Origin of the sequence: Brevundimonas sp. (genome assembly GCF_044336875.1) — a bacterium.
GTDB lineage: Bacteria > Pseudomonadota > Alphaproteobacteria > Caulobacterales > Caulobacteraceae > Brevundimonas.
This window is the reverse complement of the sequence record NZ_JBIIOP010000001.1, coordinates 309,060-321,111: the sequence shown is the minus strand read 5'-3', so window position 1 is coordinate 321,111 and position 12,052 is coordinate 309,060. Positions and strand designations below refer to the sequence as shown.

Below are 12,052 nucleotides of genomic sequence, written 5' to 3'. Positions count from 1 at the left end.
ATTCCCGCTTGTCTCTTGCTGTATAGGTCGCCAGAGCAGGGGAATGATGGAATCCCTTTCCCCCATCGCCGCCGGCGCTCTGGGCAGTCTGGCGGCGGGTATGATGACGGCGGTCGGCGCCCTGCCGATGCTGTTCCTGAAACGGCCGGGCCAGCAGACCCAGAGCGTGCTGCTGGGTTTCGCCGCCGGGGTCATGCTGGCGGCCTCCTTCTTCTCCCTGATCATTCCCGGCGTGGACGTGCTGCAGGCGGGCGGGGCGTCCCAGGCGCGGGCGGCCGGAACCATGGCGGCGGCGGTGTTGATCGGGGCCACGGTGATCGGCCTGATGAACCGGTTCGCGCCGGTGGACATGCTGGCCATCGGCCCGGCCCAGTCGCGGCATCTGGCGCGGCGCATCTGGCTGTTCATCATCGCCATCACCCTGCACAACTTCCCCGAGGGGGCGGCGGTCGGCGTCAGTTTCGGCGGCGGCGACATGCAACAGGGCCTAGCCACCGCCCTGGGCATCGGCATTCAGAACATGCCCGAGGGCTTGGCCGTCTTCGCCGCCATGGCCTCGCTGGGCTACGGCCGCTGGGCCGCCTTCCTGGGGGCGCTGGCCTCGGGTCTGGTCGAGCCGGTCGGCGGTCTAATCGGGGCCAGCGTGGTCGGTCTGTTGCCCGGCGCCCTGCCGTGGGGCCTGGGCCTGGCGGCCGGCGCCATGATCTATGTCGTCACCGCCGAGATCATCCCCGAGACCCGCGAACAGTCCAAGGGCGACGGCTCGATGATCGGCCTGATGATAGGCCTGGTGGGTATGATGTTTCTCGACATCGCGCTCGGTTAAGGCGACGGACGCCCGTGCGGCCCTTCGTCAGTTACATCATTTACATCGCCCCCAGGGGTTGAACCGGGCGGGTGCGGAGGGTTAGGCCTCTCGCTTGCCTCGACCCTGAGACCTCCCGGAGCGCCATGACTCAGACGCGACCCCTCAAGACCGCGGCTTCTCGTAGAAATGTATTGTCTGGCCTGGGGCTTCTCGCCCTGATGGGCGCCGGAGTCTTCCCCATGCCTGCTAACGCCGAGATTTCCCGCACCGTTCAACGTCACCGCCAGCGGATCGAAGACCTGATCGCGGCCATGACCGTCGAGGAGAAGGCGGGTCAGCTGAACCTGCTGGCCGATCCCTTCCGCTGGATGCCGACGGCTGTGAACCCGCTGGACGGCACGGGCGATCCCGCCCGCGTCACGGCCATGATCCGCGAGGGCAAGGTCGGCTCCCTGTTCAACGGCATCGGCGCCGAGACCGGCCGCCGCATCCAGCAGGTGGCGATGGAAGAGACCCGGCTGAAAATCCCGCTGCTGTTCGCAGCCGACGTGATCCACGGCCTGTCGACCATCTTCCCCGTGCCTCTGGCCGAGGCGGCGGCCTTCGACACCGACCTGGCGCGCCGCACCGCCCGCGCCTCGGCGATCGAGACGGCGGCCTCGGCCGTGCACCAGACCTATGCGCCCATGGTGGACGTGGCCCGCGACCAGCGCTGGGGCCGCAATGTCGAGGGCGCCGGCGAGGACGTGCTGCTGAACAATCTGCTGGCCGCCGCCCGCGTGCGCGGCTTCCAGGGTGAAAAGGGTCTGGACGCCGAGGACGCGGTCCTGGCCACCGCCAAACACATGGCCGCCTATTCCGCCGCCGCCGGCGGGGTCGAGTACAACACCACCGACATGAGCGAGCAGACCTTGCGGGGCGTCTTCCTGCCGCCGTTCAAGTCGGCCGTGGACGCCGGCGCCCTGTCGATCATGAGCGCCTTCAACGATGTCAACGGCGTGCCGGCCTCGGGCAGCCGCAAGCTGCTGACCGACATCCTGCGCGGCGAATGGGGCTTCGAAGGCTTCGTCGTCTCGGACTACACTTCCGAACAGGAACTGGTCGCCCACGGCTTCGCCGAGGACGGCCGCGACGCCGCCCGCCTGGCCTTCAACGCCGGGGTCGACGTGTCGATGGTCTCGGGCCTGTATCTGGAACACCTGCCCGGCCTGGTCGCCAGCGGCGAGGTGTCGATGGCGCGTCTGGACGAGGCCGTGCGCCGCGTCCTGACCACCAAGGCGGCCCTGGGCCTGTTCGACAATCCCTACCGCGGCACCGACGTGGCGCGCGAGAAGGCCGTGGTCGGGTCGCGCGAACACGTCGAGCTGTCGCGCGAGGCGGGCCGCAAGTCGGTGGTCCTGCTGAAGAACGACAACGGGCTTCTGCCGCTGAACAAGAGCCAGAAGATCGCCCTGGTCGGCCCGTTCGCCGACGACGTGGACAATGTCTGGGGGCCGTGGACCATCTGGGGCGCGCCCGAGCGTCGGGTCTCGCTGGAGGCCGGTTTCCGCGCCGCCATGAGCGATCCGCAGAACCTGACCATCGCGCGCGGCTCCGACGTGGAGACGTCTCTGGACGGCGGTATCGCCGAGGCGATCCGCGCCGCCGAGAGCGCCGACGTCATCGTCCTGGCCATCGGCGAAAGCCTGAAGATGTCGGGCGAGGCCCAGTCGCGCACCGAGATCGTCGTGCCCGCGCCGCAGATGGCCCTGGTCGACGCCATGGCCGCCCTGGGCAAGCCGATGGTCGTGCTGCTGCGCAACGGCCGCGCCCTGGCGCTGGAGGGGAACGTCAAGAACGCCCAGGCCATCGTCGTGACCTGGTTCCTGGGCGAGCAGATGGGCGCCGCCGTCGCTGACGTGATCTTCGGCGACCACGGCCCGTCGGCGCGCCTGCCGGTCAGCTTCCCGCACAAGTCGGGCCAGCAACCCTATTCCTACGATCGCAAGACGACCGGCCGTCCGGCCAATCCCGATCTGGCGACCGAGGAATACAAGTCCCGCTATCGCGAGACGCCCAATACGGCCCTGTATCCGTTCGGCTATGGCCTGACCTATGGATCGATCACCTACGGGCCGATCGAGATGGAGACCGATCGGCTTCAGTGGGCCGGGACTCTGGATGTCGCCGTGACCGTCACCAATACGGGGGCGCGCACCGCCGAGGAGCTGGTTCAGCTCTATATCCACGACCGGGTCGCCAGCCTGACCCAGCCGGGACGGCTGCTGAAGGACTTCAAGAAGGTGACGTTGAAGCCGGGGCAGAGCGAGAAGGTCGGTTTCACCCTGAACGCCCGCCAGTTGGGCTTCATCGGGGCGGACGAGACCTATCGGATCGAGCCGGGCCTGTTCGACATCTGGCTGGCGCCCCACGCCCAGGGCGGCGTGACCTCCACATTCCAGCTGGTCGGACCCGCTTCGGTGTCGGACGGGCGTTGACGATCGGTTGACGGGGCGGGCGGCAGGGCCTAACGACCCCGCCGTTTGCGTCCCGCCCCGGTTTGGGCAGGATTCGGTTTTAGGAGCGCGCCCATGATGACCAAGATTCTTCCGGGCGCGACAGGCGTCCTCGCGCTCGCCGACGGCACCATCCTGCAGGGGATCGGCGTCGGCGCCGCCGGATCGGCCCTGGGCGAGGTGGTCTTCAACACCGCCATGACCGGCTATCAGGAAATCCTGACCGACCCGTCCTACATGAGCCAGATCCTGGCCTTCACCTTCCCGCACGTCGGCAACACCGGCACGAACGTGGAAGACATCGAACAGATCGGCGGCGGTTCGGACACCTCGGCGCGCGGCGCCATCTTCCGCGACGTGCCGACCGATCCGGCCAGCTATCGGTCGGACGCCAGCTTCGACGCCTGGATGAAACGTCGCGGCGTGGTCGGTCTGGCGGGCGTCGACACCCGCGCCCTGACCAAGATCATCCGCGACAAGGGCGCGCCCCATGCGGTCATCGCCCATGATCCGAACGGCGAGTTCGACCTGGACGCCCTGGTCGCCCAGGCCCAGGCCTGGACCGGTCTGGTCGGTCTGGACCTGGCCAAGCCCGCCTCGACGCTTCAGGCGTTCGAATGGGACGAGGGCCTGTGGGCCTGGCCGGAAGGTCACCCCAAGACCCAGGGTCGCAAGGATGTGGTCGTCATCGACTATGGGGTGAAGCGCAACATCCTGCGCGCCCTGGCCTCGACCGGCGCCAAGATCACCGTGGTCCCTGCGACGACGACGGCCGAAGAGGTCCTGGCCCGCAATCCTGACGGCGTGGTCCTGTCCAACGGTCCGGGCGATCCGGCCGCGACCGGCGCCTATGCCGTGCCCGAGATCCAGAAGCTGGTGGCCAGCGGCAAGCCCCTGATGGGCATCTGCCTGGGGCACCAGATGCTGGCCCTGGCCCTGGGCGCCAGGACGGTGAAGATGGAACAGGGCCACCACGGCGCCAACCATCCGGTCAAGGACCTGACCACGGGCAAGGTCGAGATCGTCTCGATGAATCACGGCTTCACCGTCGACCGCGACAGCCTGCCGGAAGCGGTGACCGAGACCCACGTCAGTCTGTTCGACGGCACCAACTGCGGCATCGCCGTCAAGGACAAGCCGATCTTCAGCGTCCAGCACCACCCCGAAGCTTCGCCCGGACCGACCGACAGCCTGTATCTGTTCGACCGGTTCGCCGATCTGATGGGCGCGCGCTGACGCCATGAAGCAGGGGGCGGCGCGGTCGGACTATCTGGACTGGCTGGCCGAGGCGCTTCCCGCCGCCGGGCGGTTCCAGCCCTTGCCCGACGGGGATGCGGTGGTCGGCTACGCCACCGGCTACGACGCCGCCGACATCGCGCCCTTCGTCCTGTCGCTGCGGGCCGTGTTTGACGGGCCTGTGGCCCTGGTCGTCGACGCCGAGCCCGAACTGCGCGCCTTCCTGGCCGCGCATCAGGTGACCGCCGTGGACGCACCCGCGTGGCGCGGCTGGGCGCCTCATCCGGTGATGCAGAGGTTCGTCGCCTTCGCCGGCCTGCTGGGCGACCGGCCGGGCGCGGCCCTGGCCTGCGATGTGCGCGACGTCATCTTCCAGGCCCCGCCCTTCGCGCCTGCGCCCCAGGGGCTGGAAGCCTTCGTCGAGGCCGAGGCGCCGCTGGGCGACCACGCCTTCAACATGAAATATCTGCGCGCCCTGTTCGGCGAGGGGATTGCGGCGGATCTGGCGGACAAGACCTGCCTGTGCGTCGGCACCATCCTGGGCCCGCGCGCCGAGATTTCGCGCCTGTCGCGGTTGATCCTGTCCCTGGCCGCCACGCCCCGGTCCGAGATCGGCGGAGCCTTCGGCGCGGATCAGGCGGGGTTCAACATGGCGATCCATCAAGGACTGGTCGCGGCGACGATCCGGCCCAACTACGGTCGAGTGGCGACGCTGGGCCTGACGCCGGGCGAGACCTTGCGGTTCGAGGATGGGCGGGTGATCAATCCCGACGCCAGCTTCAGCCCCATCGTCCATCAGCACGACCGCCATCCGCATCTGGACGCGGCTGTCCACGCGCTGTGGGGCGGCGGGCTGGAGCATCGTGAGCGAGTGCGACCGAAATCGACTGGGCAACGGTTGCGCAAATGGAAGGCGTCGCTGCGGCGGCGCATGCCGGAACTGCGCTAGGCCCCGTTTCTAGGGCAGGCTGAGGAAGCTCTTGTCCTCACGCAGGGCGCTGGCCTTGCGGACGGCGATGGGGGCCGCATGGAGCCAGTAGTCGGCGTCGTCGAGCCGATGCTCGCGGCGGCGTTCCAGCCCCCGCATTCGTCTGAGGGCGGCGTTTTCGAGAAGGCGCGCGTGGAGGGCGCGAGGCGACAGTTCGACGATGGCGGGAGAGCCGGGGACGGCGACGGCGTCGGGGCCTTGGGGCTCCACCGCCGGACGGGCGATGGCGATGAACATGGATTCACTCGGGGGCAGGAGGGAAGGCGCTTCTGCACCGGGCTAACGACGGGTTAACCACAGCGCCTGTGGATAGTTCCCGACTGCGTCCGAAAAAAGTCCGTGAATCGAGAGGCTTACCTGCCGCGATCTGGTCAATATGGTTACGATTTGGTTAATCCGGGGGCGGAGCATTCGCTCGACGGCCGTTCCGATTGTCCCAGCCGGCGGGCCGGCCGACGCGAAGCGCCAGTGGCAGTCCCTAGGGGAGTCGAACCCCTCTTTTCAGGTTGAAAACCTGACGTCCTAACCGATAGACGAAGGGACCGGCTGGGGCGGCGCATTTGCCCCGGTTCGGCCCCTTCTGCAAGCGAAAATTACGCGGCCTCGGCCTTTTCCGGCGCCAGGGCGTCCAGGGCCGGGAACAGGTCGGCGATCAGGTCCTCGACATGCTCCAGTCCGACCGACAGGCGGACCAGGCCGTCGCCGATGCCGGCGGTGGCGCGCTGCTCCGGGGTCATGGCGGCGTGGGTCATGGTGGCCGGGTGGGCGATCAGGCTTTCGACCCCGCCCAGGGACTCGGCCAGGGTGAAGATCTCCAGGCCCTCGACCAGGTCGCGCACGGCGGCCGTGCCGCCTTCCAGCTCGAAGCTGAGCATGGCGCCGGGGCCGGCCTGCTGGCGGGCGACCAGGGCGTGGTTCGGGTGGGACTTCAGGCCGGGGTAGTGGACGACCTTGACCGCCGGGTGGGCGTCCAGTTGCTCGGCGATGCGGGCGGCGGTGGCCTGCTGGCGCTCGATGCGGGCGAACAGGGTGCGCACGCCGCGCAGGGTCAGATAGGCGTCGAACGGCGAGCCGGTCACGCCGGTGCAGTTGGCCCACCAGGCCAGGGTCTGGTGATCCTCGGCGTCGGCCGAGACCACGGCGCCCCCGACCACGTCGGAATGGCCGTTGATGAATTTGGTGGTCGAATGGACGACGAAGTCGGCGCCCAGCTTGATCGGGTTCTGCAGGGCGGGCGACAGGAAGGTGTTGTCGCAGACCACCTTGGCCCCGGCGGCGTGGGCGCGGGTGCAGATGTCGGCGACGTCGACCAGACGCAGCAGCGGGTTGGACGGGGTCTCGACCAGGACCAGTTTGGGCTTCAGCGCCAGGGCCTCCTCGAAGGCGACGGGATCGCCCTGGTCGACCAGCAGCAGCTTGAAGTGCCCCTTCTTCGCGCGGGCGGTCAGAAGGCGGCAGGTGCCGCCGTAACAGTCGTGCGGGGCGATCAGCAGATCGCCGGGCTCCAGCAGGGCCAGGGGCAGGTCAACCGCGGCCATGCCGGTGGCGGTGATGACGGCGCCGGCGCCGCCTTCCAGCTCGGTCAGGGTCTCGGCCAGAACGTCGCGGGTCGGATTGCCCGAGCGGCTGTAGTCGTACTTCCGCTTCTGGTCGAAGCCGGCGAAGGAATAGTTGGACGACAGATACAGGGGCGGCATGACCGCGCCGTGGGCCGTGTCCGAGTCCACGCCCGTGCGGGCGGCGATGGTGTGTGGATCAGCGGGGCGGCGGGTCATGCTTTGATATCCTTGAAGGCGGAGCGGAGGATGTCGCCGACGAAGGCGTCCTCCTTCAGAAAGGCGTCGTGGCCGTAGAGGGAGGGGGCTTCGACGAAGCGCCACAGGGTCGGCAGGCGCGCGGCCAGTTCGCGCATGTCGTCGATCGGCACCAGCCGGTCGGAGGTGAAGCCGATCAGGGTGACCGGGGTCTTGATCGCCTCGGGCGTCACGCTGTGGCGGTCGAGCGAATCCGACATCGACAGCCAGCGGGCCGGGGTGGTGTGGGTGCGGTAGGCCTGGCCCCGCGCCGTCAGATAGTCGCAGACCGGATAGGCGCCGCCGGCGGCCTGGGGGGCGGCGCCGTCGAAGCGGTCGTTGAACTCTTCCGCCGTGCGATAGGTGGTCATGGCCAGTTCGCGGGCCAGGGCGACGCCCTCTTCCGGACGGCCGGCGGCGACGGCGAACTGCAGGATGCGGCGCTGTATGCCGCGCCAGGCGGTGGCCTGGGGGTGGGCGCGGTGGGCGGCCGAGACGACGATCAGCTGTTCGGCCCGGTCGGGGAATAGCTCGGCGAAGGCCAGGCCGACCATGCCGCCGTAGGAGCAGCCGACGAAGGCGGCGATCCGCTCGACCTTCAGGTGGTTCAGCACCAGGGCCAGCAGCCGGGCCTGGTCATGGGTGGTGATGGTGACGGCCGTGTCCTGGAACTCGGCGCCCGGGGCGAAGTCGATGGCCAGGACCTGAAGGCGCGACAGGTCGATGGGGCCGCGCACCGACACGGCGCCCGACCACCAGCCCAGGCCGTTGGTCTCGGTGCGGTGGACGAAACGGCCGGCCGAGATGCCGCCGGCGACGACGACGACCGGCGCGCCGGCGCGGCCGTGGATGCGGCCCACGATATTGGGCTGGTTCAGCTTTTCGCCCGAGGCCAGGCGGAAGTCGGCGGGCAGGGGGACGATGACGTCACGGGCGCCGCCCCGCTCACGCGCAACGGGGGCGTCGATCGGCTGGGGCCGACAGAAGGGCTCTTCAAGCAGGGATGTTTCAGCCAGGGTCATCAATCGTCGTCCGCATCATTCTCGCCTCAGCAAGGCTCGATGCGGTGACAGATCGTGGAGCGTCGCCTCGTCGATGCTCCACTCATCTCTCGCGACCCCGAAGGACCCCGCAGGAGTTGGCACCGTTTCAGGCGGTAAGACCTGATGGTTGCCCCAGCGTCAAAGGGCCTAATCCCTCGGCTGGTCTTGATGAGTGCTTTTAGAACTGACGATTTGACGCTCTTCAGTCAAGTGAAAAATTCCGCCCCTAGGCCCGCCTCGTGTGGTCGGTAGCGGGTGGAAAACTGATCCTCGCGGCGCTGTCGTGAAAAAATCATGCGACCGGGCTTGACGGCGGCGGGGAAGCTGGATCACCCTAGGCTCAGATTTCAATCGGACCCGCCCTGTGCATCAGCGCTCGCTCATCGCCGAAGTTTCGACCGTCGCCGGCCTCGCCGCGACGCGTTTCGGCATGATTATCGGCGGCTCGATTATCGGCGGCGTCACCGGCACCACCACCACCATGCCCTCATGGGCGGGACGAGTTTAGCGCGCCGAACACCGGCAACCGCAGAACCCGAACCCCGCCCGGTCCGCCTGGCGGGGTTTTTCTATTTCACCCCACCCCATCCCGAATATCCGAGAACCCCCAATGTCCGCCTCCCTCGCCGTCGTAGAGAAATCCGAGAACCCCGACCCCAGTAAACAGCCAGCCCCCGAGGTGGTGGTGCTGAAGTTCGGCTCGTCCATCCTGCGCAGCCCGGCGGAGGCGCCGCTGGTGGCCTCGGCCGTCTATGGTCATGTGCGGGCGGGGCGGAAGGTGGTGGCTGTGGTCTCGGCCTTCGGCGGGGCGACCGACCGGATGCTGGGCGAGGCGCGGGCCCTGGGCCTGGCCCATTCCAACGACCTGCTGCCCGGCTATGTGGCCCTAGGCGAGGAAAAGTCGGCCGCCCTGACAGCCATCGCCTGCGACCGGATCGGCCTGGACGCCTGCGCCCTGTCGGTGCGGGAGCTGGGCATCGTCGCCGAGGGCGAGCCGGAGCATTCGCGGCCCTGCGGCCTGCGTCCCGATCACCTGAAACAGGCGCTGGACCGGCACGAGGTGGTGGTGGTTCCAGGCTTCGGCGCCGTGCGGCCGGACGGCAAGGTGGCCCTGCTGGGCCGGGGCGGGTCGGACCTGACGGCGGTCTTCCTGGCGGCCGAGCTGGGGCTGAAGAAGGTGCGGCTGGTGAAGGATGTGGACGGCCTGTACGACCATGATCCGAACGACAATACGGCCCCGGCCCTGCGTTACCGCCGCGCCTCCTGGGACGTGGCGCGCAAGCTGGGCGGCGCCCTGGTGCAGCATGACGCCATCGACCTGGGCGAGAGCCGGGGCGTGGAGATCGAGGTGGCGGCCCTGGACCGGGCCGACGGCACGGTCATCGGCGAGAAGTCGGCGCCCCCCGGACCGGCCCCGGCCCTGCCGCCGCTGAAGGTGGCGGTCGCGGGCTGCGGCGTGGTCGGCGGCGGGGTGCTGGGGAAACTGCTTCAGGATCCGCGCTATGACGTGGTCGGAGTGCTGGTGCGCAATCCGGCCAAGGTCCGCGACGTGGCCTGCCCGCAGGAATTGTTCACCGCCGACCCCGCCGATCTGTGGGCGAAGAAGCCCGACATCGTGCTGGAGGCCCTGTCGGAGGGCGAGGCCGGTCATGCGGTGATCCGCGCCGCCCTGGAGGCCGGCTGCGATGTGGCCAGCGCCAACAAACAGGCGGTCAGCCGCGATCCCGGCGGCCTGCAGGATCTGGCCAGGGCCCATGGACGCCGCGTCTTCTGGTCGGCCTCGGTCGGCGGCGGCGCACCCATGGTCGAGACGGTCCGCGCGGCCCGCGCCGCCGGCGAGGTGGTCGGGTTCGAGGCGGTGCTGAACGGGACGGTCAACTTCATGCTGGAGCGCCTGGGCGACGGCGCCGCCTTCGGCGAGGCCCTGGCCGACGCCCGGGCGGCCGGCTTCGCCGAGGAGGATCCGTCGTCGGATCTGGAGGGCCTGGACGCGGCGGCCAAGGTGCGGCTGCTGGCCTTCGAGGCGTTCGGCGTCTCGCCGGCCGTCGAAGACGTGCCGCGCGACCACCTGACCCAAGCCACCTCGGCCGAGGGAGGGGTGCGCCAGATCGGCGCCGCCCATCTGAAGGACGGGGTGATCACGCCCTCGGTGTCGCTGAACGCCGAGCATGGCGATCCGCTGTTCTCCAACCTGCGCGGCGAGGGCAATGCGCTGAAGGTTTACGGCGCCGACGGCCGGGTCTGGCGCTGCCGGGGCCGGGGCGCAGGCCGCTGGGCCACGACCGAGAGCATCATGGCCGATCTGGCCGAGATCGTGCGCGCCCGCCGCGCCGACGCGGGCCTGAACTAGGCCATGGCCGTCTTCACCCCCGTTTCCGTCGAGGAGGCGAAGGGCTTTCTCGCGGGCTACGATCTGGGCGAGATCGCCGAACTGACGGCCATCGCCGAGGGGGTGGAGAACACCAACTATCGGCTGGACACGGTGCGCAAGGGCCGGTCGCATCGGTTCGTCCTGACCCTGTTCGAGGCGCGGACGGACGAGGCGTCCCTGCCGTTCTGCCTGGGGCTGACGGCCCATCTGGCTGCGCGGGGCTTTCCGTGTCCGACGCCGATCGAGAACCGAGCGGGTCAGTGGCTGGGGCGGCTGAACGGCCGGGCGGCGGCGGTGATCGAATGGAAGACCGGCGCCTGGCTGAGGGCGCCGTCCGAGGCTGATCAGGCGGCGGCCGGGGCGGTGCTGGCCCGGCTGCATCTGGCGGCGGCCGACTTCGGCGTGCTGCGCGACAATCCGGTCGGACCGGCGATGTGGCGACGGCTGGCGGACCGGTGCGCGGCCGGGGCGTCCGGCGAGGACCGGGTGCTGCTGGACCAGGTCGAGGCGGCCCTGGCGCGGCTGGGGGATCCGTTCGGCTCCGATAGTTTCGGGGGCGACCTGCCGGGCGGGGCCATCCATGCCGATTATTTCCCGGACAATATCCTGTTCGAGAACGGGGCGGTTTCGGCGGTGATCGACTTCTATTTCGGCTGCACCGGGGCCTTCGCCTATGACCTGGCCATCGCGCTGTCGGCCTGGGGGTTCGACGCCGAGGGGCGGGCGAACCTCGCGGCCCTGGAGGCCTTCCAGCGCGGCTACGAGTCGGTGCGGCCGTTGAGCGAGGCCGAACGGGCGGCCCTGCCGCGCCTGGGCGAGGCGGCGGCGTTGCGGTTCACGGTGACGCGGCTGCATGACCGGATCTTCCATGATCCGTCCAAGCTGGTGACGCCGAAGGATCCGGCGGTGTTCCTGCGCCGGATGGACCACTGGCGGGCGGTGGAGCCGGTCTGAGGCGGGGAAGAAAAAACGGGGTGCAGTTCGTGCAGTCCGTGCCCTTTCCAGGGGTTAAGGGGCTGATAGTGCGTGGGTATGTCCTTCGGGGCTGAGTGCAGTCCGGCTGCTCCACAGTCTGGCTGTCGGGACGAAAACAGAGTCCGAATAGTCCGAAATGTCCGAAATCGGCGCTCTGGGGAGGCGCCCGTTTCTCCAGTCCGTCATCCTAGGCCTTGTGCCTAGGATACATAAGCTCGGTTTTTCCGCAGAGTGCGCCGTCGCCAGACACCGGGAGTCTGGATCCTAGGCACAAGGCCTAGGATGACGAGAGTGGTGTTGGAAAACAGAGTCCGAAACGTCCGAATAGTCCGAAATCGACGCC

The 12,052-nt window shown here is 69.0% G+C and carries 10 protein-coding genes, 1 tRNA gene and 1 riboswitch; of the genes, 7 read left to right on the top strand and 4 right to left on the bottom strand.

What is annotated here, in order from left to right:
- Positions 1 to 43: 43 nt before the first annotated feature.
- From ACIQ1T_RS01600 to ACIQ1T_RS01585, 4 genes are all read left to right on the top strand, one after another.
- Positions 44 to 826, top strand: a complete 783-nt coding sequence (locus tag ACIQ1T_RS01600) for a ZIP family metal transporter (RefSeq protein ID WP_395942738.1) — start codon at positions 44 to 46, stop codon at positions 824 to 826.
- Positions 827 to 1,047: 221 nt separating this feature from the next.
- The gene (gene bglX / locus ACIQ1T_RS01595; RefSeq protein ID WP_395942737.1) at positions 1,048 to 3,285 is read left to right on the top strand and encodes a beta-glucosidase BglX; all 2,238 of its coding nucleotides are present in this window, start codon (positions 1,048 to 1,050) and stop codon (positions 3,283 to 3,285) included.
- Positions 3,286 to 3,378: 93 nt separating this feature from the next.
- Positions 3,379 to 4,539: a glutamine-hydrolyzing carbamoyl-phosphate synthase small subunit gene (gene carA / locus ACIQ1T_RS01590; protein WP_395942736.1), complete on the top strand. Its 1,161-nt coding sequence runs from the start codon at positions 3,379 to 3,381 to the stop codon at positions 4,537 to 4,539.
- A 4-nt stretch (positions 4,540 to 4,543) separates the two neighbouring features.
- Positions 4,544 to 5,488, top strand: coding sequence for a hypothetical protein (locus ACIQ1T_RS01585; protein ID WP_395942735.1), 945 nt, complete (start codon positions 4,544 to 4,546; stop codon positions 5,486 to 5,488).
- A gap of 9 nt (positions 5,489 to 5,497) precedes the next feature.
- Here ACIQ1T_RS01585 and ACIQ1T_RS01580 read toward each other — a convergent pair whose 3' ends face one another.
- The 4 genes from ACIQ1T_RS01580 to ACIQ1T_RS01565 all read right to left on the bottom strand — a co-directional run bounded on the left by ACIQ1T_RS01580 (position 5,498) and on the right by ACIQ1T_RS01565 (position 8,342).
- Entirely contained in the window at positions 5,498 to 5,764 is a 267-nt protein-coding gene (locus tag ACIQ1T_RS01580) for a hypothetical protein (RefSeq protein WP_395942734.1), read from the bottom strand.
- A 232-nt stretch (positions 5,765 to 5,996) separates the two neighbouring features.
- Positions 5,997 to 6,071 (bottom strand) — tRNA-Glu (locus ACIQ1T_RS01575).
- Positions 6,072 to 6,120: 49 nt separating this feature from the next.
- Complete coding sequence (gene metB, locus ACIQ1T_RS01570) at positions 6,121 to 7,302, bottom strand: cystathionine gamma-synthase (RefSeq protein WP_395942733.1); 1,182 nt, start codon at positions 7,300 to 7,302, stop codon at positions 6,121 to 6,123.
- Entirely contained in the window at positions 7,299 to 8,342 is a 1,044-nt protein-coding gene (locus ACIQ1T_RS01565) for a homoserine O-succinyltransferase (RefSeq protein ID WP_395942732.1), read from the bottom strand. The genes metB and ACIQ1T_RS01565 overlap by 4 nt, the downstream gene beginning before the upstream one ends.
- A 79-nt stretch (positions 8,343 to 8,421) precedes the next feature.
- Positions 8,422 to 8,538, bottom strand: a riboswitch (SAM riboswitch).
- Between the two features lie 189 nt (positions 8,539 to 8,727).
- Here ACIQ1T_RS01565 and ACIQ1T_RS01560 point away from each other — a divergent pair.
- The 3 genes from ACIQ1T_RS01560 to thrB all read left to right on the top strand — a co-directional run bounded on the left by ACIQ1T_RS01560 (position 8,728) and on the right by thrB (position 11,688).
- The gene (locus ACIQ1T_RS01560; protein ID WP_395942731.1) at positions 8,728 to 8,871 is read left to right on the top strand and encodes a hypothetical protein; all 144 of its coding nucleotides are present in this window, start codon (positions 8,728 to 8,730) and stop codon (positions 8,869 to 8,871) included.
- A 102-nt stretch (positions 8,872 to 8,973) separates the two neighbouring features.
- Positions 8,974 to 10,713: a homoserine dehydrogenase gene (locus tag ACIQ1T_RS01555; protein ID WP_395942730.1), complete on the top strand. Its 1,740-nt coding sequence runs from the start codon at positions 8,974 to 8,976 to the stop codon at positions 10,711 to 10,713.
- A 3-nt stretch (positions 10,714 to 10,716) separates the two neighbouring features.
- Complete coding sequence (thrB, locus tag ACIQ1T_RS01550; RefSeq protein ID WP_395942729.1) at positions 10,717 to 11,688, top strand: homoserine kinase; 972 nt, start codon at positions 10,717 to 10,719, stop codon at positions 11,686 to 11,688.
- Positions 11,689 to 12,052 lie beyond the last annotated feature (364 nt).